Origin of the sequence: Micromonospora sp. NPDC005205 (genome assembly GCF_040608275.1) — a bacterium.
Taxonomy (GTDB): Bacteria; Actinomycetota; Actinomycetes; order Mycobacteriales; family Micromonosporaceae; genus Micromonospora.
The window spans coordinates 507,264-533,930 of record NZ_JBEXHV010000002.1 but is presented as its reverse complement, the minus strand read 5'-3'; the positions used below and the strand labels follow the sequence as shown (position 1 = coordinate 533,930).

Here is a 26,667-nt window from a genome sequence, read left to right as displayed (position 1 = left end):
CGGTGAAACTCCGCACGTCCTCTGAGCGACGCATAGCAAAAGTCTCCGCAAACGACAGTTGACGACGCCCGATCTGGGGACGCGCGTCCCGACTGCGACGCCGGCAGGTCTGACCGCCATGGTCCCTGCCTGGCCGCCGTACCGGTTCAGCGCTTCCTCGTCGGGTCCTGGGACCAGGCGCAGAGTGAGGAAGACGTGAACATTCTCGACAACCCCGACGGACGCTTCTTCGTAGTGGTGAACGACGAGGGGCAGCACTCGCTGTGGCCCGAGTCGCTCAGCCTGCCGGCCGGGTGGACGGTGACCCACGGGCCCGCCGACCGCGCGTCCTGTCTGGAGCACGTCACCACCGAGTGGACGGACATGCGGCCGCGCAGCCTCGTGACGCACCTGGAGAGCACCGCTCGGGAGGTGGCCTGATGACCACCGACGCGAGTGCCAGCCGCCCCGCGCCACAGGGCGCTGCGCTCTCGCCCGGCCGGTCACGCCTCGACTCGATGTCGCCCTCGAAGCGGGCCCTGTTCGAGAAGCGTCTCGGCGGCCGGCGCCCCCGGCCGGTCGAGGCGCTCACCCGGGTGCCGCGCGGTGGCGACCTGCCCGTCTCCCCGGCACAGCGCCGGCTGTGGTTCATGGACCAGCTCGTCCCCGGCTCGGCGATGTTCAACGTGCCGACCGCGCTACGCCTGACCGGTGCACTCCGGCTCGACGTGCTCACCGACGCGGTGCGCGCCCTGGTCGACAGGCACGAGGCGCTGCGGACCGTCTTCGCGGCGAACGAGGGCGACCCGGTGCAGCGCATCCTGTCCGACATCGAGGTGGACCTCACCCCGCGCCCACTGCCCGTCGACGACGCGGCGGTGCTGGCCGCCGTACGCGGCGAGGCGAGTCGTCCGTTCTCCCTCTCCGACGGGCCACTGGCTCGCGCCGCGCTGTTCCGGCAGACGCCCACCGCGCACGTGCTGGTGCTGACCCTGCACCACAGCATCTGCGACGGTTGGTCGGTCAGCCTGCTCATCGACGAGCTGCTGGAGCTGTACCGCGCCGGAGCAGAGGACCGGGCTCCCACGCTCGCGCCCCTCACCGTGCAGTACGCGGACTACGCCGCCTGGGAGAGCCGTCCCGACCGCGCCACCGAGTTGGCCGAGGGGCTCGACTACTGGAAGCGCGCACTGGCCGGCGCGGTACCCGTCATCGACCTGCCGTTGGACCGTCCCCGCCCGCCGGTGCAGTCCTTCCGGGGCGAGCGGCACCGCTTTGCCCTGCCCGACGGCCTGTGGCCGGCGGTGACCAGCCTGGCCCAGGAGGAGCGGGCCACCCCGTTCATGGTGCTGCTCGCCGGGTTCGCCGCGCTGATGTCGCGGTACGCGGCCCAGGACGAGGTCTCGGTGGTGACTCCGGTGGCGAACCGCCCCCGCGTCGAGCTGGAGACGATGGTCGGCTCCTTCGTCAACTCGATCGTCGTGCGGGTCGACACCTCCGGCGCGCCCACCTTCCGGGCCCTGGTGGGACGGGTCCGCGATCTCGTGCAGCAGGGCATGGCGCACGGCGAGGTGCCCTTCGACACGGTGGTGGAGGCGGTCGACCCGGAGCGCGACCTCGGTCACACGCCCCTCGCGCAGGTGATGTTCGCCCTCGTCGAGGACCAGGCGTTGGAGGTCGAGGCGGCGGGGTTGCGGGTCGCGGCCGTCGAACACCACCTGCCGATCAGCAAGCACGACCTCACGGTCGAGGTGTGGCCGGACGCCGACGGCCGACTGCGGGGGGTGGCCGAGTACGCGACCGACATCCTCGACGAGCGCACAGTGGCGCGGATGGCCGCTCACCTCGGCGTTCTGCTGGTCGGTCTGACCGCCGCGCCGGACGCCCCGGTCGGGTTGGCCCGACTCCTGTCCGCTGAGGAGACCCGGGCGGCGGTAGTGGACGGCAACCGCACCGAGGACCCGCTCCTCGGTGACGTGCGCGCGCACGAGCTGTTCGCTCGGCAGGCCGCCCGTACTCCCGACGCGCCCGCGCTCCTAGTCGGCGACCTGACTGTCACGTTCGGAGAGTTGGACCGTCGGGCCGACGCCCTCGCCGCGCGGCTGCGCCGGCACGGGGTGGGCCCGGAGACCCGCGTCGGCCTCTTCCTGGACCGGGGTGTCGACCTCGTCACGGCCGTGCTGGCCACCCTCAAGGCCGGCGGCGCGTACGTGCCGCTGGACGTGGGCGAGCCCGCCGAGCGGGTGCGGTTCATGCTCACCGACGCCGAGGTGCGGGTGGTCGTCACCAGCGAGGGCCGGGTCGCGGACCTACCGGACACCACCGACGTGTCGGTGCTGCTGCCCGACGGCGACGAGGACGCCACCACCGACCTGCCGCCGCTGCCGCGTCCGCACCCGGACAGCGCCTGCTACGTGATCTACACCTCGGGTTCGACGGGGCGACCCAAGGGTGTGGTGGTCACGCACCGCGGCCTGACCAACTACCTGGCGTGGAGCCTACGGACGTACCGGGTGGCCGAGGGCGGGGGCGCGCCCCTGGTCTCGCCGTTGCGGTTCGACCTGTCGGTGACGACGCTGTTCTGTCCGCTGCTGGCCGGACGGCCGGTGGTGCTCGTCGCCGACGGCACCGAGCTGGAGACCCTCACCGAGCTGCTCGGCAGCGACCTGGGCCTCGGGCTGGTCAAGCTCACCCCGGCCCACCTGGAGGCGCTGGACCGGGCCGTTCCGAGCCGGACCATCGCTGCGGACGGCTATCTGATCGTCGGTGGCGAGTCCTTGCACGGCACCACCGCCGCCGCCTGGCGGCGCCGGGCTCCGGGCCTGCGGATCGTCAACGAGTACGGGCCCACCGAGACCGTCGTCGGCTGCTGCGTGCACGAGGTGCACGACGGCACCGACCTGTCCGGTGTGGTGCCGATCGGTCGTCCGATCGCCAACACGCGGCTCTACGTGCTGGACGGCAACCTGCTACCGGTGCCGCCGGGCACTGTCGGTGAGCTGTACGTGGCGGGTGCCGGTGTGGCCCGTGGCTACCACGGTCGGCCGGACCTGACCGCCGGGCGCTTCCTGCCCGACCCGTTCGCCCCCACGCCGGGGGAGCGCATGTACCGCACCGGCGACCTCGTCCGGGTGCGACCCGACGGCGAGCTGGACTGCCTGGGCCGGGTCGACACCCAGGTGAAGATCCGGGGGTACCGGGTCGAGTTGGCGGAGATCGAGGCCACCCTGACCCGGCTGCCGCAGGTCCGCGAGGCGGTGGTCCTGCTGCGTACCGACCGGCCTGGTGAGGAGCGGTTGGTCGCGTACGTCACAGCGGCCGGGGATTCCGCGGCCCACGACCCGCGTGACGCGCTGCGCGCGGAACTGCCGGACTACATGGTGCCGGAGGTCGTCGTCACGCTCGACGCGCTGCCGTTGGCCGCCAACGGCAAGGTGGACCGGGCGGCTCTGCCCGCGCCCACGGCGGCCGAGCCGGCGCCCAGCCTGGCAGCTCCGCAGAGCCGGCTGGAGGAGGCCATCGCCGAGGTCTGGGCAGACGTGCTGGGGCGGCCGGTCGAGTCGATCGGGCGGGACGCGAACTTCCTCGACCTGGGCGGGCACTCCCTGCTCGCGGTCCGGGCCATGGCCCGGCTGCGCAAGAAGCTCGACATCGAGCTGCCGCTGGCGGTGTTCCTGGAGTCCACCTCGCTGGCCGACCTGGGGGCCCGGATCGAGGCGCTCGGCGGGCGGGCCCCCCGGCCCGGTCTCGTCGCCGTCGGAAGGACCGGCCCGGTCCCGTTGTCGCACGCGCAGGGACGCCTGTACTTCCTCAACCGGCTCGCCGAGGACAGCGCGTTCTACAACGTGCCCCTCGCCCTGCGCTTCGACGGTGACCTGCGCGCCGACGCGCTGCGGGCGGCCTTCGGCGCGCTGTGGGCCCGGCACGAGGGGCTGCGCACCCGGTTCCCGTCCGTGGACGGCGAACCGGTGCAGGAGTTCCTGCCGGTCGACGCCGTGGCGTACGGCGAGGTGGACGTGCGGGGCGACGCCGACCCGGAGGGTCGGCTGGCCGCCCTCTTCGACGCCGAGGGGCGCACTCCGTTCGACCTGGCCGCCGGGCCGCTGCTGCGCGGCACCCTGGTGCGGGTACGCCCCGACTCGCACGTGCTGCTGTTGACGCTGCACCACACCGTCTCCGACGGCTGGTCCCTGAACATCGTGTTGGACGACCTGGTGACGCTCTACCGGGAGATCGCCCAGGGGCAGCCGTCCTCGTTGCCCGAGTTGACACACACCTATGTGGACTACACGTTCTGGCAGCGGTCCTGGCTGACCGGCGCCGAGCTGGACGACCAGCTCGACTGGTGGAAGCGGCAGCTCGACGGCGTACCCACGCTGGACCTGCCGACCGACCGGCCGCGACCGGCGGTGCAGACCTTCCGCGGAGCGCGCCACGACGTCAGCTGGTCGGCCGAGCGGTCCCGGGCGGTGGCCGACCTGGCCCGGCGGGAGAAGGTCTCCCTGTTCATGGCGTTGCTGGCCGGCTTCGACGTGCTCATGGCCCAGCTCAGTGGCCAACGGGACATCACCGTCGGCACGCCCGTGGCCAACCGCACGAGCACCGAGTTGGAGAAGCTCGTCGGGTTCTTCGCCAACACCCTGGCGCTGCGGGTCGACCTCTCCGGCGACCCCACCTTCCGCGAGGTGCTGCGGCGGGTCCGCAGCACGGCGCACGGCGCGTTCGCCCACCAGGACGTCCCCTTCGAGATGGTCGTCGACGCGCTGGCGCCCACCCGCAGCCTCAGCCACTCACCGCTGTTCCAGGTGCGCTTCGCGTTGCAGAACGCCCCGGGCGGCCTGCCCGACCCGGGCCCCGGCCTCACCCTCACGTCGATCGACAACGAGCAGTGCACCGCCCGCTTCGACCTGCTGATCGACCTGTGGGAGACCGAGGACGGCATCGAGGGGCACGCCGAGTACAGCACCGACCTGTTCGATGAGGGCACCGTCGAGGCGATGATGAGCCGCCTCGGGGTGCTGATGGACCGGTTAATCGATGACCCCGACCAGCGCGTCTTCGACGTGGATCCCCTCCTGCCGGGCGAACGGGAGCGTCTCGACGCGCTCGCGCACGGTCCGGCGCTGCCGGTTGGCGCAGTGCACCGCACGCTCACCGCCCGGGTGGCCGAGCAGGCGCGACGCCGACCCGACGCTCCGGCTGTCACCAGCGGCGAGACGACCCTCTCCTACGGCGACCTGCACCGCCGCAGCGGTGACCTGGCCCGGGTGCTCGCCGAACGCGGCGCGGGCCCGGAAACGACTATCGCCCTGCACCTCGACCGGGGCGTCGATGTCGTCGTGGCGGCGTTGGCCGTCCTGGAGACGGGTGCCGCGTACGTGCCGCTGGACCCCGCGTACCCCGCGCAGCGGTTGGCCGCGATCGTGGCGGACGCCCGGCCGGCGATGACGCTCACCACCCGCGACCTGGCGGGTCGTACGCCCCAGGGCGCGGGCGAGGTGGTGACGATCGAGGACCTGCCGGCCCCGGTGGGCCCCCGGCCGACACCGGCACTGCGACCGGAGCACCCGGCCTACGTGGTCTACACCTCCGGCACCAAGGGGCTCCCCAAGGGTGTGGTGGTCACCCACGGCGGGCTGTCCGCGTACCTGGACGGGCTGCCGGCCGCGCTGGCCCTGCCCGACGAGCCGGTGTTCCTGCACACCGCGTCGTTCGCGTTCTCGTCGTCGGTGCGGCAGTTCGCCGTTCCGCTGGCGCTGGGCGGCCACGTGGTCGTCGCCGGGCGCGCGCACCTGGCCGACCCGTTGGCGCTGCTCACCTTTGTCACCGCCCACGGCGTGCAGGTGCTGGACCTGGTGCCGTCGTACCTGCGGGTCCTGCTGCCGGCGCTCACCTCGCCCGGCGGGTGGCGGCCACGGGTGGTGCTCACCGCCAGCGAGCCGCTGCGCTACGAGCTTCCCGAGGCCATCCGCAACGCGCCGGGGACGGCGCCCCGGCTGGTCAACATGTACGGCCAGACCGAGACGACGGGCATCGTCGCCGTGTCGGAGGTCCGCATCGACCGAGCGGGCCGCCAGGCGGTGGTGCCGCTCGGTCGGCCGATCCCGGGCGCGCGGCTGTACGTACTCGACGAGAGGCTGCGGCCGGTGCCGACCGGCCTGCCCGGCGAGATCGTCGTCGGGGGTGCGGGCCTGGCCCGGGGCTACCTGGGGGACGCCGCGTCGACCGCCGAGCGGTTCGTGCCCGACCCGCTGGGCGCGCCGGGCGACCGGCTCTACCGCACCGGTGACCGGGGGCGGCTGCTGCCGGACGGCACCGTGGAGTTCCTGGGCCGGATCGGCGACCAGGTCAAGATCCGGGGGCACCGGGTCGAGCCGGACGAGGTCGCCTCGGCGCTGTCCGCCCTGGACGGCGTGGGCGAGTGCGTGGTGCTGTGCGACGACGACGGTGCGGACGACCGGCGGCTGGTGGCCCACGTGGCGCTGCGGCCGGGTGCCGCGCTCTCCACCGACGACCTACGTGCGGCGCTGCGGGAGCGGTTGCCGGACTACATGGTGCCGACGGTGGCGCTCGTCGACCGCCTGCCTCGGCTGCCCAACGGGAAGGTCGACCGGGCCGCGTTGACGGCGCCGACCACCACCGCGGCTCCGGCCACCGCCGCTGCCACCGCCACCGCCGAGACCCGGCGTGGACCGGTGGAGGGGATCCTGACCGGGATCTGGTGGGAGGTGCTGCGGGTGCCGTCGGTGGGTCCGGAGGACAACTTCTTCGCCCTGGGTGGGGACTCGCTGCACGTGATCCGGGTGGTGGACCGGGCCCGTAAGGCAGGTGTGGTGATCACGCCCGCGCAGTTCATCGCGTACCCCACCATCGCCGCGCTCGCCTCGGTCGCGACCGCCGCGCAGACGCCGGCCGACAAGGCACGGGAGGTCCTCGCCGGGATCTGGCGGGAGGTGCTGCGGGTGCCGTCGGTGGGTCCGGAGGACAACTTCTTCGCCCTGGGTGGGGACTCGCTGCACGTGATCCGGGTGGTGGACCGGGCCCGTAAGGCAGGTGTGGTGATCACCCCCGCGCAGTTCATCGCGCACCCCACCGTCGCCGGCCTCGCGTCGGTGGCCGGTGGGCAGACCACCGCCGGTGCGGGTGGTGACGGAGGCCGGCGTACGGACCCCGGTGTGGTCCCGCTCGTCGCGTCGCACGTGGCCTTCGCCGAGCGGAACTTCGCCGACCCGCACAAGTACACGCACATCTTCATGTTCGATGCGCTGCGAGCACTCGACCCGGCGCTGGTGGAGCGGGCCGTGGCGGCGGTGATCACCCATCACGACTCGCTGCGGATCAGCTTCCCCCGACCCGGGGGCCGGTTGTCGGTCCGGGTCAACGAGCCATACCAGCCCACGCCGTTCACCAGCGTGGACCTGTCCGCCCTCGACCCGGCGGACCAGGAGGTCGCCTTCCAGCGCCTCGACCGCACCCTGCACCGCAAGCTCGACATCGAGAACGGGCCGCTGCTCCAGGTCGCCCTGGTCCGCTTCGGGGCCGACCGTCCCGATCTGCTCGTGGTGATCGTCCACCACCAGTTGATGGACAACAGCTCCTGGGACGTCCTGATGGCAGATCTTCAGACCGCGTACCAGGCGGTGGAGGCCGGCGAGGAGCCGCGCCTGCCGCTGCCGACGGCGTCGTTCGCCGAGTGGTCCCGCAACCTGGACGCGCTCGCCCGTGGCACGGAGTTGACCGAGGACATCGCGTACTGGACGGCGCTGGCCAAGGAACCCGTCCCGACCTGGCCGCTGGACCACCTCGACGGAGACGACTGCATGTCGTCGGAGGAGACGGTGGTGGTCGGGCTCGACGCTGAGGAGACCGCCGCGCTGCGCCGGCTGGTGCCGCAGGAGTACGGCCTGAGCGTCAACGACGCGCTGCTGGCCGCCACCCTCCAGGGCTTCACCGACTGGTCCGGTCAGTCGTCGATCCTGGTCGACCTCGTCGCCCGGGGTCGGGAGATGGGCGGTCAGGACCTCGACCTGTCCCGTGCCATCGGCCGGTTCTCGATGACCTCACCCCGGCTCGTCCGCCGACCTGAGAAGCCCGGCCCGAGAGCACTGCTGGAGTCGGTCCGTGAGCAGATCGAGGCGGTGCCCCGGCGCGGCCTCGCCTTCGGCCTGCTGCGCTACCTCGGCGGGCATCCGGCGGTGGCGGACGCGCTCGCCCCGCTCGGCAAGCCGGACATCCTGCTCAACAACTGGGGCGAGTTCGCCCACGAGCCCGAGGAGTCGCCGCTGCTCGGGCCGGCCATGGACGACTCCTGGCCGATGCCGAAGCTGCAACGCATGCACCGGCTCCAGGTGTTCGCGCGGTTCGCCAACGGCGAGCTCAGCCTGCACCTGAAGTACAGCAAGAACCTCAACGAGCGGACGAGCATCGAGCGGCTCGCCGCCCTGACCCTGGCCGCCCTCCGGTCGTTCGTCCGGCCGGACGCCGACTGACCCGGACCACGACCCGACGTACGCGGAAGGACTCCGACATGGACCACGTGAAAGAGAGCTGCCTGTTCCCGGAGCGCAACCGGGTGGCCTGCATCGAGGCCACCTCGCCCGGCATCTCGCCGGCGCAATGGGCCACCGAGCACCTCGACCTGATCAACAACCGACTGGACAGCCACGGCGCCGTCCTGCTGCGCGGGTTCGACGCCCCGGACGCGCCGGCCTTCTCCGCGTTCGTCAAAGTCTTCGGCGAGGAGATGGCCGAGTACACCTACCGGTCCACGCCGCGCAGCAAGGTCGGCGACGTGTACACCTCCACCGAGTACCCGGCCACCGAGGTCATCCCGCTGCACAACGAGATGGCGTACACCAGCGTGTGGCCTCGGCGGTTGTTCTTCTACTCGAACATCCCGGCCCAGACCGGCGGGGAGACTCCGCTCGCCGACAGCCACGCCGTCTGGCAGCGCATCCCCGCCGAGGTGCGCGAGCGCTTCGAGCGGCACGGTGTGCGGTACGTGCGCAACTACCGGGTCGGTCTCGGGGTGTCCTGGCAGGAGACGTTCCCCGGGATGGACCGGGAGGCAGTGCAGGAGTTCTGCCGCGAGCGGGGCATCACCTACGAGTGGTTCGACGACGGCGCGCTGCGGACCACCGAGACCTGCCAGGCCGTCACCGTGCACCCGGTGTCCGGGCGGACGGTCTGGATGAACCAGGCCCACCTGTTCCACGTCTCCAACCTGCCCGAGGCCACCCGGGAGGCGCTGCTGGAACTGCTGGCCGAGGAGGACCTGCCGCGTAACGCGTACCTCGGTGACGGCAGCCCGATCACCGACGCCGACCTCGCGGCGATCCGCGCCGCGTTCGACGCGGAGTCCCTGGCCTTCCCCTGGCAGCAGGGTGACCTGCTGGTCGTCGACAACATGGCGATGGCGCACGGCCGGTCCAGCTTCACCGGGCCGCGCAAGACGTTGGTGGCGATGACCGGGTCGTACGGCAGTCGGGAGGCGGCGTGAGCGGCCTCGCCGAGAAGATCGCCTTCCTGGAGTCGCACGGGGTGGCCGAGTTGGCGCACTCGGAGGCCAACCTGCTGGCGCATCTGCGCGGCGTGCACGACCTGCTGGCCCAGTGGGGGTCGCGACAGGAGCTGTGCGACGCGGGGTTGTTCCACTCGGTGTACGGCACGGAGATCTTCCCGACCGGCGCGATCCCGCACGAGCTGCGGCCCGCCGTGCGGGAGCTGATCGGCGCGGAGGCGGAGACGCTGGCGTACCTGTTCGGCACCGTCACCCGCAGCGCCCTCTTCGACGCCGCCTTCGACGGCCCGCCGTTCCTGCTCGAGGACCGCTCGGGCGGTTGCGTCGGTGTCAGCGCCGGCCAGTACGCCGACCTCGCCGCCCTGACGGTGGCGAACTGGCTGGAGCAACGTCCCCGGTTCGCCGAGTCAAGCAAGTACAGCCGCGCCCGCGAGTTCGACGCCATGCGCCGCTATCTGCCGGACAGTGTCCGTACCGCCCTGGAGCGCGCCTACGGGTTCGCTCCGCTCGCCCTCGCTGGAAACGAGTAGACGCACCGTGTCGACAACCACCACACCGGTCCGCCCGAGTGCCGAACAGGACGCGGGAGTGCTGTCCCGACTCTTCGTCCAATGGCCCTCGATCCTGGTGAAGGCGTCCCTGCGCCGACCACTGAAGCTGTCGGACAGCCTGACGCCGCCCCGGTACGACCACCTGGAGCGGGTGACCCCGGTCTTCGAGCGTGCCTGGGCAGCCCGGCGGGACCAGCCGGACGGGCTGCGGCGCGCCCTCTACCAGACCTACCGTAGGCGGTTCTGGTGGGCGGGCCTGATCTTCCTGGCCTACCAGACCTGCGCGACCGTCGGGCCGCTGCTGGTGCGGGAGCTGATCGCCTGGTTCGAGGGCGACGGCCGGGGCCCGGTGGTGGAGGGTCTGCTGATCGCCGCCGGCCTGGCCGGCTTCTACGTCCTGGACGCGTTGAGCCACAAGCACCAGTGGTCCGAGGTGTGGAAGACCGCGCACTCGATCACCGCGCTGCTGCGGACCGAGATCCTGCGCAAGTACCTGCGGATGGACCGCGGCGCCCGACTGGCCCACCCTTCCGGGGAGGTCATCACCCTCGCCTCGTCCGACGCCCGGAGGGTCGGGCGGGTCGCGTTCACGCACATGGCGTGGGCGGTGCCGCTGGGCATCGCCGGCTCCTGCGTGGTCCTGTGGGTGCTGCTGGGCTGGGCGGCGCTGGTGGGCATCGTCATCCTCATCGCCGGCCTGTGGCTGTCGCACGTGGCCAACGAGAGGGTCTTCGCGCTGGTGCCGGCGATCCGGGACGCGAACGGCGTCCGGATCGGGCTGGTCGGCGAGTACCTGGGGGCCATGCGGACGCTGCGCACCCACGGCTGGGAGGACGTCGCCGAGCGGGCTGTCGGCCGGGAACGCGCGACGCTCAACGCGTTGCTGGTCCGCCGGCAGAAGCGCCTCGCCACGCTCTACCTGGTGAACGCCGCCGCGCCGGTGCTGATGGTGATGGCCACCCTGGTCACGTACGCGGCGCTCGGCAACGAACTGAAGGCGGCGGACGTGTTCGCGGCGATCGCCGTGCTCACCGTCCTCCGGTCCCAACTGCCCGAGCTGGTGCGCTACCTGGACATGCGCAACGAGTGGCGGGTGGCGTTCGGAAAGGTGACGACCTTCCTGCGGGCCGCGGACACCGCCGAGGCGTCGACCGATGACGACGCGCCGGCCGGGGCGGTCGACCTCGACGGCGCGTCGTTCACCTGGCCCGGGGCCGACGCGGACGCCCGGCCGGTCCTGACCGGCGTCGACCTGCGGGTCGCGCCCGGTGAGTTGATCTGCGTGCTGGGCCGGGTCGGCAGCGGCAAGTCCGCGCTGCTCGCGGCGCTGGCCGGGGCGCTGCCGACGGTCGCGGGTACCGCCCAGGTCGGCGGCAGCGCCGTCTACCTGCCGCAGCGTCCCTGGATCATGCAGGGCAGCGTCGTCGACAACATCCGCTGCTTCTCGCCCGACGATCCGGACCGGTACGCGGCGGTCGTCCGCGCCACCGCCCTGGAGGCGGACCTGGCGGCGATGCCGGCCCGCGACGGCACGGCCATCGGCGAGCGGGGCGTGAACCTCTCCGGCGGGCAACGGCAGCGCATCGCGTTGGCCCGCGCCGCCTACGAGGACGCCGACGTCTACCTCTTCGACGACCCGACCAGCGCCGTTGACGACGCGGTCGCCGGCACCATCCTGGAGGCGCTGTTCGACGGGGTGCTCGCCGGGCGTACCCGGATCGTTGCCACCCACCGCCTCGACGTGGCCCGACGCGCCGACCGGGTGGTGGTCCTCGACGGTGGCCGGGTGGTCGCGGCGGGCCGGTTCGCCGACATCGCCGCGCAGATGCCGGACCTGCTGCCGGCCATGGCCGCCGAGGCCGCGACGCCGTCCGACCCGGACGGCGCCGCGCTGGACGAGGTGGCCGAGGAAATGGCCGCCGAGGAGGAGGAGGAGACGGTCCGCGCCGGTAAGGTCGGTTCCGCCACCTACCGTCGTTACCTGCAGGTGCTGACCCCGGGCCTCCTCGCTGTCGTTCTGCTCGGTCTGGCCGTCGGCGGGCAGGCCGTCCTGGGCGGCTCGTCGTTCTGGCTCGGCCACTGGACCGAGCACGCCGGGCAGGACACGCTGTACTACGCGGGCGTGTTCGCCGCCATCGGTCTGCTGGCGCTCGTGCTGGATCGCGGGCTGTTCAGCTTCGCCTTCGCCCGGGGTGTGTCCGCCGGCCAGAACCTGCACGGGTCGATGCTTAACCGGGTCTTCCGGGCCCCGCTGTCGTTCTTCGACCGCAACTCCTCCGGACGCGTCCTGGCGCGGTTCTCCGGTGACATGGAGACCATCGACCTGGAGTTGCCGGAGACCACCATGGACACCCTCCGGGTCGCCGTCGGCCTGGTCGTGCCGCTGGCGGCGCTGGCCTTCACCAGTCCGCTGATGCTGGTGGCCGCCCCGCTGCTGCTGGTGGTCTACCTCCGCTGGCAGCGGCTCACCCGGGCCAGCACGGTCGAGGCGTCCCGGCTGTCGAAGCAGGCGAACGAGCCGATGCTCGCGCTGCTCAACGAGGCCGTCGACGGGGTCACCTCGATCGAGGGCCGGAGCAGCCGGGTGCGCGGCTACCAGGCCGCGTTCGGTGAGCGGGTCCGCGTCGCGCACCACGCCGACTACACGGTCAACGCGCTGTCGCGGCACTTCAACCTGAAGCTCGACATGCTCGGCGCGGTCGTCCTGCTGACGTACGGGGTGCTGATCGTCGCCGTGGGCGGGATCGGCGCCGGGCTCGCCGGTGTCGGGATCAGCTTCGTGTACGCGCTGATGGAGGCGCTGGCCATGAGCCTGATGACGGTGCAGATGATGGACCTGTCGCTGGCGAGCTTCGAACGTGTCGACGACTACACCCGGCTGCCGGTCGAGCCGACCGACGGGCGACCGGCCCCGGCCGGCTGGCCCACCGCCGGCGAGGTCCACTTCGAGAACGTCACTCTGCGCTATTCCGAGGGTGGCCCGGCCGCGCTGAACGGCGTGTCGTTCGACGCCCCGGCGGGCAGCAAGATCGGCATCGTCGGCCGGACCGGCAGCGGCAAGTCCAGCCTGTTCACCGCGCTGCTGCGGTTCGTGCCAGCCGAGCAGGGGCGAATCCTCATCGACGGGGTGGACACCGCCACGCTGCGGCTGGCCGACCTGCGGGCCGCCGTCGAGGTGGTACCGCAGGATCCGGTGCTGCTGCCCGGCACCCTGCGGGACAACATCGACCCGACCGGTGCGTACCCCGACGCGGAGGTCACCGCAGTCCTCACCAAGGTGGGTCTCGCCGACCGGCTGCTCGGCGTGGACGGTGGCGGTCTCGACGCGGTCCTGTCCGCCGGCGGCGGACAGCTCAGCGCCGGTGAACGACAGCTGCTCTGCCTGGCCCGGGCGTTGCTGCGGGACGCGAAGCTGGTCCTCATCGACGAGGCCACGTCGAGCCTCGACGCCGAGACCGATGCCCGCATCCAGCGGCTGCTGGCGGTGGACCTCGCCGACGCGACGGTGCTCACCATCGCCCACCGCCGGGAGACCCTGGCCGGCGCCGACCGGGTGGTGACGCTCGACGGTGGGCTGGTGGCCCGGGTGACCGACAGCGATCCGGCCGGGGTGCTGGCCGGGGCGACGAACCCGATCGGGCAGCGCGCCGGCCAGTCGAGTCTTGGGGAGCCGGTGCAGTGACCGGGTCGCGTGCGATGGCCGCGGAGGCGGACGCGCTCGCCCACTGGCGCGCCGGGCTGGCCGGCGTACCCACAGTGGACCTGGTCACCGACCGGGTCCGCCCGGCCCGTCGACGCCAGCACACCGACCGGGTGACGCTCACCGTCGGCCCGGACACCACCCGACGGCTGCACGCGGTGAGCGCGGCGGTGGGCGTCGCGCCCTCCGTGCCGTTGCTCGCCGTGGGGCAGGTGGTGCTGGGCCGGCACGCCGGCACCCGGGACCTGGCCACCGCGACGCCGCTGGACGACACCCTGGTGCCGTTGCGCGGCAGGTGGGACGACGACCCGTCGGCCGCCGACCTGTTCGCGCGGGTCGACGCCGGGTTGCGGGCGGCCCTGCCGTACACCGGCGTCCCGCTGCACCGGGTGGCCGAGGCGCTCGGCCTACCCCACGACCCGAGCCGTGCCGCGCTCTGCCCGGTCGTGCTGGGGGTGGGAGCGGCCCCCGCCAGCACCGGCGCGGTGCCGCCCGACCTGAGCGTGCTCTGGGACGAGCCGGGACCCGACGGGGCGTCCGGCGTCCTCGCCTACGACCCGGACCTGTTCGACAGCGCGACGATGCGCCGGTTCGCCGACCACTACCTGACGTTGCTCGACAACGCCCTGACCGACCCCGATGCGCCGATCTCCACCCTCGTGCACACGTCGGCGCAGGAGCGCGAGCTGGTCGCCCGGTGGGGCACCGGCGGCGGTACGGCAGGTCCGCCTAGCGTGCCGGCGGCGTTCCTCAGCCAGGCCGAGGCGACACCGGACGCCGTCGCCCTGGAGTACGACGGCACCACCCTCACGTACGCCGAGGTGCGCGCCCAGGCGGATGCCCTGGCGACCGTCCTGACCGGACACGGGGTCACCCCGGGCAGTGTCGTCGGCCTGGCGATGGGCTCGTCCGCGCAGCTCGTCGTGGCGATGCTCGCGGTGCTCGCCACCGGGGCGGCGTACCTGCCCCTGGACCCGTCCTACCCCGAGGCGCGGCGGGAGTTCATGCTGCGCGACAGCCGGGCGCGGCTGCTGCTCGCCGACGGTCCGGTGGCCGTCGTCGACGACCTGCCGGTGCTGCGCCTCGACCGGCTGGTGCTGCCCGCGGGACGGTCCGCGCCGACGTGGCCGCCGACGTACCCGAACCAGCGGGCCTGCGTCCTCTACACCTCCGGGTCGACAGGGCGGCCGAAGGGGGTCGAGACCACCCACGGCGGGATCGTCCGGCTGGTTCACCGCGCCGACTACTTCCCCGTCGGGCCCGCCGACGCGGTCGCCCAGGCGGCCAACGTGTCGTTCGACGCGGCGAGCTTCGAGGTGTGGGGTGCGCTGCTCAACGGCGCGCGCCTGGTGGGCATCCCCAAGGACGACGTGCTCACGCCGTCCCGGCTGGGTCATCGACTCGCCGAGCACGGCGTCACGGTGCTGATGCTCACCACCGCCCTGTTCCACAGGTGCGTGGACGCCGACCCGGCGATGTTCGCCCCGTTGCGCGCCCTCTACTTCGGCGGCGAGCCGGCCGACGCCCGCCGGGTCGCCACACTGGCCGCCGCCCTGCCGGGCCTGCGCCTCGTCAACGGGTACGGCCCGACCGAGTGCACCACGTTCTCCAGCACCTGGGACGTGACCGACCTGCCCGGCGACGCGGCGCGGACCCCGATCGGCCGACCGATCGGCGGGGAGCTGCTCTACGTCCTCGACGACCACGGCCGGCTGACCGGCATCGGCGCTCCGGGGGAGCTGTTCATCGGCGGCGCCGGTCTCGCGCACGGGTACGTCGGCCGGCCCGACCTGACCGCCGAGCGGTTCGTGCCGAGCCCCTTCGAGCCCGGCGCCCGCGTCTACCGCACCGGTGACGTGGTGCGGTGGCGCGAGGACGGTCAACTGGAGTGCCTGGGGCGGGCCGACCAGCAGGTCAAGATCCGCGGTGTCCGGATCGAGCCGGACGAGATCGCCAGCACCCTCACCACCTGCCCGGGCGTCCGGGCGGCGGCCGTCACCGTGCACGGGGACGGCGACGAACGTCGGCTCGTCGCCTACGTCGTCCCGGACGACGCTCCGGTCCCGGCGAGTGAGCTGCGGGCCCACCTCGCCGCCCGGCTGCCCGAGGCGATGGTGCCGACCTGGTACGTGCCGCTGGCGGCGTTGCCGGTCACCCCGAACGGCAAGGTGGACCGCGAAGCGTTGCCCGCGCCCGACGCGCATCACGGCGTCCGGGCCGCCGACGGCGTGCCGCCCAGCGGCCCGATCGAGGAACTGGTCGCACGGACCTGGCAGGACCTGCTCGGCGTGCCGGTGGTGTCCGCCGCCGACGATTTCTTCGCCCTCGGCGGCCACTCGCTGCTCGCGGCGCAGATGGTGGCGCGGATCGCCGCCACCGCCGGCGTGCGGCTGGGCGTCCGCGCCGCCTTCGAGGCGCCCACCGTCGCCGCGCTCGCGGCACGCGTCGCCGACGCCGGCCCGGACGACGCCCGCCCGCCGGTGCCGGCCGCCGGCCCCGGGCCGCACCCCCTGTCGTACGCCCAGCAGCGGCTGTGGTTCCTCGACCGGCTCGACGCCGGTCAGGCGGTCTACTCGGTGCCGCTCGTGCTCACAGTGGACGGCCCGCTCGACGTCGACGCCCTCGACGCCGGCCTGCGAGGGCTGGTGACGCGGCACACGGCGCTGCGAACCCGGCTGGTGACGATCGACGGCGAGCCCCGGCAGGTCGTGGACGACGAGCCAGCGGTCGTCCTCACAGTGGACGACCTGCGTGACCGGGCCGACCGTGACGAGCAGGCCGACGCCCTCCTGCGCGACGCCGCCGCCCGACCCTTCGACCTCGCCACCGGGCCGCTGGCCCGCTGGCACCTGGTTCGGCTGACCGACGAGCACGCGATGCTCCTGATGACGTTGCACCACGCGGTCTGTGACGGCTGGTCGATCGGCGTGCTGATCCGTGACCTCGGCGCGTTCTACGCCGCCCGGACCATCGGCACGCCCGCACCGGGCCCGCTCACCGTCGAGTACGTCGACTACACCCTGTGGCAGCGCGCGCTGCTGGCCGGCGACGCGCGGACGACCCAGCTCGCGTACTGGGTGGACCAGCTGGCAGATGCGCCCGTGGCACTGGACCTCCCGACCGACCGTCCCCGCCCGGCCACCGCCCGACACCGGGGAGAGACGTTCGACGTACGGCTGCCCGCCGCCCTGGTCGAACGCCTCGACGCGGTGGGACGGCGGCACGGCGTCACCCGGTTCATGGTGCTGCTCGCCGCGTTCCAGCTGGTGCTGGGCCGGTACGCGGACGTCCGCGACGTCAGTGTCGGCAGCCCGGTGTCCGGGCGCACCCGCTCCGAGTTCGACGACCTGGTGGGCTTCTTCGTCAACACCGTCGTGCTGCGGACCCGTTGGCAGGACACCGAGACCTTCGTCGACGTGCTGGCCCGGGCGCGGGACGCGGTGCTCGGCGCGTACGAGCACCAGGACGTCCCGTTCGAGCAGGTCGTCGAGGCGGTCCGGCCACCACGCGACCCCAGTCGTACCCCGCTGTTCCAGGTCATGCTGTCGGCACAGAACCTGCCCGAGCGGACCGACGCGGTACCCGGTCTGTCGGTCGGGGTGACCGAGCCACCCGGCCGGGTGGCGAAGTTCGACCTCACGGTGGCCTGGGACGAGGTGCCCAGCGCCACGGGCGAGCTGCGCGGCACCGTGGAGTACGACGTCGACCTGTTCGACAGGGACACCGCCGAGCGGCTGGCGCACAGTTACCGGACTCTGCTGGAGTCGGCGCTGAGCGCCCCGGACGCCCCGGTGTCCACTCTGGATCTGTTGCCAGGCCCCGAGCCGGTCCCGTCGGTCGGCGGGTCTACCGACGCGCCGGCCGCATCGACTCTGCACGGCCTGGTCGCCGCCGCCGCGGCGCGCTGGCCGCAGCGCCCGGCGCTGGTGCAGGGCGACCGGCAGGTCAGCCACGCGGAGCTGGACAGCCGTGCCGCCGCTGTGCACGCCCACCTGACCGCCCGGGGCGTACGCCCCGGTGACACCATCGCCGTCCTGCTGGAGCGCAGCCCCGACTGGCCGGCGGCGCTGCTCGGCGTCCTGCGCGCCGGGGCCGCGTACGTGCCACTGGACCCGGCGATCCCGCCGAGGCGGTTGGCGCACGTCCTCGCCGACTCGTCGGCGGTGCTGCTGCTCGGCTCCCGCGAGACCCGCCCGCCCGCCGTCGACCTGCCGTTCGTCGCGATCGAGGACGCGGTGCTCGCCGCCCCGGCCGCCGCCGCCCCGGCCGCCGCCGGCCCGGCCGCCGTCGGCCCGCCGGTGCACCCGTCGGCGCCGGCGTACGTGCTCTACACCTCGGGCACCACCGGGCAACCCAAGGGCGTCCGCGTCAGCCACCGCAACCTGGTGCACAGCCTGGAGGCGGTGGCCGGGCACTACGCGCTCACCCACGCCGACCGGGTGCTCCAGTTCGCCGCGCTCGGCTTCGACGTGGCCGTCGAGGAGCTGTTCGGGACGCTGATCCGGGGCGGGACCGTGGTGTTGCCGCCGGCCGGGCCGGTGCCCGGTCTCGACGAGTTGACCGCACTGGCCCGCCGGGAGCGACTCACAGTGCTCAACCTGCCGGCGTCGTACTGGCACGAGTGGGTGGCGGCGCTGGACCGTCACCCGCCCGCCTCCTGTCCGGAGCTGCGGCTCGTCGTGGTCGGCAGCGAGCGGGTCGACGCGGGACGGCTCGCCCAGTGGCGCGCCGCCGCGCCGGAGGTGCGCTGGCTCAACGCGTACGGCCCGACCGAGGCCACCATCACCGCCACAGTGCACGAGCCGGGCGGCGACCGGGAGCCGGTCACCGGCAGCGTCCCGGTGGGACTGCCACTGCCGGGGGTGCGGGCGTACGTCCTCGATCGTGGACTGCGGCCGGTGCCGCGCGGGGTCCCGGGGGACCTGTGGCTCGGCGGACCGGGGGTGGCGCAGGGCTACGTCGGGGACCCGGCCCGCACCGCCGTCAGCTTCCTGCCCGACCCGTGGGGCCCGCCCGGCGACCGCATGTACGGCACCCGGGACCGGGTCCGCCTCGGTGTCGCTGGGGTGCTCGAGTTCCTCGGCCGGGAGGACGACCAGGTCAAGGTGCGCGGCTTCCGGATCGAGCTGGGCGAGATCGAGGCGGCGCTCGGCGCCCACCCCGCGGTCGGGGAGGCGGCGGCGGTGCTGCGCGAGGACGTGCCGGGCCGACCCACGCTGGTCGGTTACGTGACGCCCGGCGACGTGGACGTGGCGCTCCTGCGCGCGCACCTGGCCGACCGGCTGCCCGGGTACATGGTGCCGGCCACGATCGTCACGCTGGACCGGCTGCCACGTAGCGAGCGCGGCAAGGTCGACCGGGCCGCCCTCGCGCCGCCCGCCGCCCCGACCCCTGCCGGGGTGGGTGTGCCCGGCAGCGAGTTGGAGCGCGCGGTGGCGGCGATCTGGCGCGACGTGCTGGTGGTCGACGAGGTGGGCGTCGACGACAACTTCTTCGACATCGGTGGGCACTCGCTGCTCGTGATGCGGGTGCAGACGCACCTGTCCGAGCGGCTGGGACGCACGGTGCCGGTGGTGGAGCTGTTCCGCCACCCCACAGTGCGGGCACTCGCCCGGCACCTGGCGTCCGGGGACCGGACGCCGGCGATGTCCGCCGCGCACCACCGCGCCGAGACACGCGCCGCCATCCAACGGGCGCGCACACCGCGACGTCGGCCGGGCCGGCATCACGACAGGGGGGACGCATGATGACCGAGGAACGTACGCTGCCCGACACCGCCATCGCCGTCGTCGGAATGGCGCTCCGGGTTCCCGGGGCCGCCACCCTCGACGCCTTCTGGAGCAACCTGCGCGACGGGGTTGAATCGCTCACCACCCTCGACGACGCCGACCTGATCGCCGACGGCGTCGCACCCGAGGAGTTCAACCACCCCGACTACGTCCGTGCCCTCGGCGTCCTCGACGACCCGGCCGGCTTCGACGCCCGCTTCTTCGGGTTCTCGGCCCGTGAGGCGCAGCTGCTCGACCCGCAGCACCGGATCTTCCTGGAGTGCGCCTGGGAGGCGTTGGAGCACGCCGGTCACCCGTTCGACTCCACGACACCGGTGACAGGCGTCTACGCCGGGGTGGGGGAGAGCTCGTACCTGCTGCACAATCTGCTGCCCAACGCGGACCTGGTGGCCCGGGTCGGGGCGTTCCAGACCTCCATCGGCAACGACAAGGACTTCCTGCCGACCCGGGTGTCCTACAAGGTCAACCTGCGGGGCCCCAGCATCAGCGTGCAGACCGGCTGCTCCACCTCCCTGGTCGCCGTGCACATGGCCGCGCAGGCGCTGCTTGCCGGCGAGTGCGACGTCGCGCTGGCCGGCGGCGCGACGGTCATCGCCCGCCGCCGTGGCTACCGGCACACCCAGGGCGGCATCCTCTCCGCCGACGGTCACTGCCGGGCGTTCGACGCCGAGGCGACCGGCGCGGTGGCCGGCAGCGGCGCCGGCGTCGTCGTGCTCAAGCGGCTCGCCGACGCGATGACGGACGGCGACCTGGTGCACGCCGTGATCCGAGGCTCGGCAGTGAACAACGACGGCGACCGCAAGGTCGGCTTCACCGCCCCGAGCGTGGACGGGCAGGCCGACGTCATCGCCGAGGCGCTCGCCGTCGCCGGGGTCGACCCCAGCACGATCGGTTACGTCGAGGCGCACGGCACCGGCACCCCGCTCGGTGACCCGATCGAGGTGGCCGCGTTGACGAGCGCCTTCGGTGACCTGCCGCCGGGCCGCATCGGGCTCGGCTCGGTCAAGACGAACGTCGGGCACCTCGACACCGCCGCCGGGGTCGTCGGTCTGATCAAGACGGTGCTGGCGCTGCGGGCCGGCGAGATCCCGCCGTCGCTGCACTTCCGCACCGCCAACCCCGAGCTGGGTCTGGACGCGAGTCCCTTCCACGTCGTCGCAGCCCGCACCCCGTGGCCGGGCGGGGTGCGCCGTGCCGGCGTCAGCTCGTTCGGCATCGGTGGCACCAACGCGCACGTCGTCGTGGAGGAGGCCCCGACCCGCGTGGCGGGCCAGGAGAGCCGCCGGCGGCACGTGCTGCCCCTGTCCGCCGCCACACCCACCGCCCTCGACACGGCTGCCGAGCGGCTCGCCGCGCACCTGAGCGCCCACCCGGACACACCGCTGGCCGAGGTGGCGTACACCCTGCAACGCGGCCGGCGGACGCTGCCGTACCGCCGGACGGTCGTCGGCGGCAGCCCCGCCGAGGTGGTCGAGGTGTTGCGGCGACCGGCGACCCGGCCGGCCGAGACCGCCACCGACCGCGCGGTGCTGTTCACCTTCCCCGGTCAGGGCGCGCAGCGCACCGGCATGGCGCACGCCCTCTACGTCGCTGAGCCGGTGTTCCGCGCCGAGGTGGACCGGGCCGCGGACCTGCTGACGCCGTTGCTCGACACGGACATCCGGGACCTGCTGTTCCCCGCCGACGACCAGCGGGAGAGCGCTGCGGAACAGCTCCAGCAGACCCGGTACGCGCAGCCGGCGCTGTTCGTCGTCGAGTACGCGCTGGCGAAGCTCTGGGCGCACTGGGGCGTACGACCGGCGGAGCTGCTCGGACACAGTGTGGGTGAGCTGGTGGCCGCCTGCCTGGCCGGGGTGTTCGCACTGCCCGACGCGGTGCGCCTGGTCGCGGCACGCGGTCGGCTCATGCAGGCGGCGGAGCCGGGCGTGATGGTCGCGGTGCCGCTGGCCGAGGCTGAGCTGCTGCCGCTGCTCGACGATGTGCTGGACCTCGCCGCCGTCAACGGCCCCCGGCAGTGCACCGTCTCCGGGCCGCCCGAGGCCGTGGCGGCTCTCGAGGCCCGGCTGCGCGAGCGGGGGGTGGCCTCGACCCGGCTGGCCACCTCGCACGCGTTCCACTCCCGGTCGATGGCCGCCGCCGGGTCGGCGTTCGAGGCGGAGGTGGCCCAGGTGCCGCGCTCGGCGCCGGAGATCCCCTTCGTGTCGAACGTGACAGGTACCTGGATCACCGCCGAGTCGGCCACCGACCCCGCGTACTGGGCCCGGCAACTGCGGTCGACCGTCCGCTTCGGCGACGGCCTGGCGGCGCTGCGCGACGCCGACGCCGACGCCGTGGTGCTGGAGGTCGGTCCCGGGCGGGTGTTGACCCGCCTCGCCGGTGGATCGGCCGCCCGCGCGGTGGCGTCGCTGCCGTCGGCCGGCCGGGACGCCGACGCCGAGACGGAGCTTCTCGCCGCCGCCGGTGCGCTGTGGCGGATGGGCGTCGCGATCGGGTGGGAGGCGCTGCACGGTGACGTGCCGCCCCGGCGGACGGTTCTGCCGGCCTACCCGTTCGAGCGGGAACGCTGCTGGGTCGATCCTCCCCGGGACGCGGTGACGAGCCGGGCGGGTGCCGACGGGCTCGTCGTGCGCGGCTACCGCCGGGCCGGCGGTGCCGGCCCGGCGACCACCGTGAGCGGTGCCTGGCTGGCAGTCGACGCCGGTCTGCCGGACGGCGTCGTCGACGAGCTACGCGCGGCGGGGGCCCGGGTGGTCGCCGCTGACCTCGATCCGGCCACCGGCGAGCTCCGCACATCGCTGTCGCCGCAGGAGCGGGTCAACGGTGTGCTGCTGGCGGCTCCACAGGGCGACCCGGCACCCACGCTCGCGGCCCTTGGTGACGCGCTCAGCAGGCGCGGCGACGCGTACGCCCGGGTGGTCGTCGTCACCGACGGCGCGCTCGACGTGACCGGCACCGAGACGCTGGTGCCGCCGCGCGGCGTGCTCGCCGGTTGGGCGACCGGCGGCGGGTCCGGCACCCGAACGCTGCTCGACGTGCTCCCGGCCACGACGCCGGTGGCCGCCCGCCGCCTCGCCGCCTCGGTGGTCCGGGAGGTCAGGTGCGCGGCCCCCGAGCCGGTGGTGGCAGTGCGTGGCGGGCACCGCTTCCTGCCGCACGTCACCGCGGCTCCGGCTGCCGCCCCCGAGCGGCACACCGGTGCCCGATACCAGCTCGCCGGCGACACGGTGGTCGGTGCCGCGTTCCGGCGGGCCCTCACCACCGCCGGTGCGAGCGTCGACGAACCCGGGGGTGCCGGTCAGCCCGGTCCGGTGACCGTGCTGGTGCCGGTGGACGCCCGCACGTCCGCCGACGAGGCCCTGGCCACGCTGGCCGCGGTGGGCGTCGGCGCGCGGGAGCCGGTCACCGCCGTCGAAGTGCACCTGCTCGGCGGTACGCCGGACAACCCGCTCGCCGGCCACCTTGTCGCGCAGACGGCGGCGCTCGGCCGGGAGTCCGACGCGGAGTGGGTGACCTACGGGTGGCCGGTGGCGGACCTGTCGGCCGTCGAACGGACAGCCGCCCGGGTGGTGGGCGCGGCGACCTCCACCGGGTACGTGGTGGTGACCGTGCTCGACGAGACCGAGGGCGGCACGGCGGATTACCCCGCCGAGGTCCACGCGGTCGAAGACCCCACCGAGCGCGAGGTGGCGGCGATCTTCGCCGACCTGCTCGGCGAACGGGACGTCGCGCCCACCGTCGGCTTCTTCGAGCTGGGTGGGCACTCCCTGCTCGCAGCTCAGCTCGTCGCCCAGGTCGGCCGGGTGTGCGGGGCGGACGTCCCGCTGCGCGCCTTCGTCGCCGACCCGACGGTCCGTGGCCTCGCCGCCGCGGTACGCGCGGCCCGCGCCGAGGTCGGTGTCAGCGGCCCCGAGTCGTTGCCGGCCGTCGTGCCGGACCCGGCGTCGGCGCACCTGCCGTTCCCGCTGACCGATGTGCAGCAGGCGTACTGGATCGGCCGCACCGGCGTGTTCGAGCTGGGCAACGTCGGCATGCACGGCTACGAGGAGTTCGACGTCCCCGAGCTGGACGTGTCGCGGTTGCAGCGGGCACTGCGCCTGCTGATCCAGCGGCACGGGTCGCTGCGTACCGTCGTGCTGCCGCACGGCGAGCAGCAGGTCCTCGACGAGGTACCGGACTACGTCGTCGTCACCGAGGACATGCGGGGTCGCCCGGCCGCCGAGGTGGACGCGAGCTTCGAGCGGACCCGCGCCGCCATGTCGCACCAGGTGTTCGTGCCGGACCGGTGGCCGCTGTTCGAACTGCGCGCCACACTGCTCGACGAGGGTCGTGGGCGGGTGCACTACAGCATCGACGGCCTGATCACCGACGCCTGGGCGTCGAGCATCGTGATGCGGGAGTTGACACTGCTCTACCACGAGCCGGACGCGATCCTGCCCGAGCTGGAGTTGAGCTTCCGCGACTACGTGCTCGCCGCGCGGGCCGCGGAGTCGACCGAGCGCTACCAGCGCGCCGCCGCGTACTGGCAGGAGCGGGTGCCGACACTGGCCCTCGCCCCGGAGTTGCCGCTTGCGGCCGACCCGCACACCATCGCCGCGCCCCGCTTCGCCCGGCTCACCGGGCAGGTGCCGGCGGACGAGTGGGACACCGTCAAGGCCGCCGCGTCCCGGCGCGGCCTAACTCCGACCGCACTGCTGCTGGCCGCGTACGGCGAGGTGGTCGCCACCTGGTCGAAGAACCAGCGGTTCAGCCTCAACCTGCCGATGGCGCACCGGTTGCCGCTGCACCCGCAGGTCGACGCGATCCTGGGTGACTTCACCTCGGTGACGCTGTTGGAGATCGACGCGGGCGGTGCGGCGTCGTTCGAGACCCGCGCCCGGACGATCCGGGACCAACTCCTCGCCGACCTCGACCACGGACTGTTCAGCGGCGTGCGGGTAGCGCGGGAGTTGAAGCGGGTACGCGGTGACGCCGCCGCCGTCATGCCAGTCGTGTTCACCAGTCTGTTCCAGGGCATCGGCGGGCACCCGCAGATCGGCGAGGTGGTCTATTCCATCTCGCAGACACCGCAGATCTGGATCGACACCCAGGTTTACGAGATGGACGGTGCCCTGGTGCTGGACATCGACGCCGTCGAGGGTCTCTTCCCCGAGGGCATGGTCGCTGCCATGCACGCGGCGACGCTGTCGGTGCTGCACTGGCTCGCCGCCGACGAGGCGCACTGGGCCGACCCGGTGCCGTCGCTGGTGCCCCGCGCGGAGCTGGCCGCCCAGGCGGCGTACAACCGCACCGAGGCGCCGTTGCCGGTGGGCCTGCTGCACGAGCCGTTCTTCGCCACCGCCGCCCGGGTGCCCGAGCGCCCGGCCGTGATCACGCCGACCCGGACGCTCACCTACGGGGAGCTGGCGGACCGCGCCCGCACGATCGCCGCCCACCTCGTCGGTCTGCGGGTACGCCCCGACGACCTCGTCGCGGTGGTGATGGACAAGGGCTGGGAGCAGTGCGCCGCCGTCCTCGGTGTGCTCGCCGCCGGGGCCGCGTACCTGCCGATCGACCCGGACCTGCCGGACGAGCGGGTGCGTTTCCTGCTGACGCACGGCCGGGTGCGTGTGGTGCTGACCCAGGGGCGCCTGGCCGGCCCCGGGGCGCACCGGTTCGGCGAGGTCGAGGTGTTGCGGGTGGACGAGCTGCGGGTCCTCCCGGCGGGCGCGTTGCCGGCGATCGACACCACGCCCCACAACCTCGCGTACGTCATCTTCACCTCCGGGTCCACCGGCCTGCCCAAGGGCGTGATGATCGAACACGAGGGTGCGTTGAACACCGTCGTCGACATCAACGAGCGCTTCCGGGTGGGCGAGGACGACCGGGTCCTGGCGCTGTCGTCGCTGAGCTTCGACCTGTCCGTGTACGACGTCTTCGGTCCGCTCGCCGTCGGCGGCGCGGTGGTGCTCCCGGAGGCGGCGGCACACCGGGATCCGGCCGCCTGGCTCGACCTGCTCACCAAGGCCAACGTGACGATCTGGAACTCGGTGCCGGCCCTCATGGAGCTGTTCGTCGAGCACCTCACGGTCCGGGAGGCGACCGGCGGCCTGCGCCTGGTCATGCTCAGCGGTGACTGGATCCCGGTCGCCCTGCCGGACCGGATCCGGCAGATGCTCGACGGGCCCGAGGTGGTCAGCCTCGGTGGCGCGACCGAGGCGTCGATCTGGTCCATCCTCTACCCGATCGGGGCGGTCCCGGCGGAGTGGACGAGCATCCCGTACGGCCGGCCCATGGTGAACCAGACCTTCCACGTCCTCGACGACGCGTTGCGACCCCGACCCACCGGGGTTCCCGGGCACCTGCACATCGGTGGTGTCGGCCTGGCCCGCGGCTACCTGCACGACGAGGCGCGGACGGCGGCGAGCTTCGTCGTGGACCCGGCCACCGGAGGCCGTCTGTACCGCACCGGTGACCTCGGCCGGTTCCTGCCGAGCGGGGAGATCGAGTTCCTGGGCCGGGAGGACTTCCAGGTCAAGGTGCAGGGTTACCGCATCGAGCTGGGCGAGATCGAGACCGCCCTCGCCCAGCACCCCGAGGTGCGCGGCGCGGTGGTGGTGGCGCAGGGCGAGCCGCGTGGCGCGAAGCGTCTCGTCGCCTTCGTCGTCCCCCGGGTCGCCGGTGCCGTGCCGACGGACGTGCGCGAGTTCCTCGCGGGCAAGCTGCCGGGGTACATGGTGCCGGCGGCGTTCCACGAGATCGACGAGCTGCCGCTCACCGCCAACGGAAAGGTCGACAGGCGACCACTGGTGGAGTTGGCGGACGCGGTCGAGGCGGACGACGTGCCGTACGTGGCACCCCGCTCCACCCTGGAGGAGACGATCGCCGAGGTCTGGGCCGGCATCCTGCGGGTCGACCGGATCGGCGTGCACGACAACTTCTTCGCCCTCGGCGGTGACTCGTTGCTGGCGATGCGGGCCGTGGTGCACCTGCGCAAGGCGTTCGACGTGCAGGTGCCGATCCGGGTGCTGTTCGACAGTCCCACCCTGGAGGACGCCGCGTTCGCCATCGAGGACCACCTGCTCAGTGAGCTGGAGGAGATGTCCGACGAGGAGGCCAGTGCCCTGCTGGCCGACGAGCCGACGTACTAGG

At 73.4% G+C, this 26,667-nt stretch carries 7 protein-coding genes; all 7 read left to right on the top strand.

What is annotated here, in order from left to right:
* Positions 1-195 precede the first annotated feature (195 nt).
* From ABZU43_RS07065 to ABZU43_RS07035, 7 genes are read left to right on the top strand one after another with little or no spacing between them, the layout of a single operon-like run.
* On the top strand, positions 196-420 hold the full coding sequence (locus tag ABZU43_RS07065) for an MbtH family NRPS accessory protein (RefSeq protein WP_355005617.1): 225 nt from the start codon (positions 196-198) through the stop codon (positions 418-420).
* Positions 420-8,468, top strand: coding sequence for an amino acid adenylation domain-containing protein (locus tag ABZU43_RS07060; protein ID WP_355005616.1), 8,049 nt, complete (start codon positions 420-422; stop codon positions 8,466-8,468). Before ABZU43_RS07065 ends, ABZU43_RS07060 begins: the two co-directional genes overlap by 1 nt.
* A gap of 38 nt (positions 8,469-8,506) precedes the next feature.
* The gene (locus ABZU43_RS07055) at positions 8,507-9,478 is read left to right on the top strand and encodes a TauD/TfdA family dioxygenase (protein WP_355005615.1); all 972 of its coding nucleotides are present in this window, start codon (positions 8,507-8,509) and stop codon (positions 9,476-9,478) included.
* Complete coding sequence (locus tag ABZU43_RS07050; protein ID WP_355005614.1) at positions 9,475-10,029, top strand: DUF6817 domain-containing protein; 555 nt, start codon at positions 9,475-9,477, stop codon at positions 10,027-10,029. The genes ABZU43_RS07055 and ABZU43_RS07050 overlap by 4 nt, the downstream gene beginning before the upstream one ends.
* 7 nt (positions 10,030-10,036) lie before the next feature.
* Positions 10,037-13,732 (top strand): ATP-binding cassette domain-containing protein, encoded by a 3,696-nt coding sequence (locus ABZU43_RS07045; RefSeq protein ID WP_355005613.1) that lies wholly within the window; start codon positions 10,037-10,039, stop codon positions 13,730-13,732.
* On the top strand, positions 13,729-19,497 hold the full coding sequence (locus tag ABZU43_RS07040) for an amino acid adenylation domain-containing protein (RefSeq protein ID WP_355005612.1): 5,769 nt from the start codon (positions 13,729-13,731) through the stop codon (positions 19,495-19,497). The genes ABZU43_RS07045 and ABZU43_RS07040 overlap by 4 nt, the downstream gene beginning before the upstream one ends.
* On the top strand, positions 19,497-26,666 hold the full coding sequence (locus ABZU43_RS07035) for an amino acid adenylation domain-containing protein (protein ID WP_355005611.1): 7,170 nt from the start codon (positions 19,497-19,499) through the stop codon (positions 26,664-26,666). Before ABZU43_RS07040 ends, ABZU43_RS07035 begins: the two co-directional genes overlap by 1 nt.
* The last annotated feature ends 1 nt before the right edge of the window (position 26,667 follow it).

Bases quoted from the DNA above. Each gene is read 5' to 3' on its own strand.
- ABZU43_RS07060 (WP_355005616.1), top strand. From the start codon at position 420: ATGACCACCGACGCGAGTGCCAGCCGCCCCGCGCCACAGGGCGCTGCG.
- ABZU43_RS07055 (WP_355005615.1), top strand. From the start codon at position 8,507: ATGGACCACGTGAAAGAGAGCTGCCTGTTCCCGGAGCGCAACCGGGTG.
- ABZU43_RS07035 (WP_355005611.1), top strand. From the start codon at position 19,497: ATGACCGAGGAACGTACGCTGCCCGACACCGCCATCGCCGTCGTCGGA.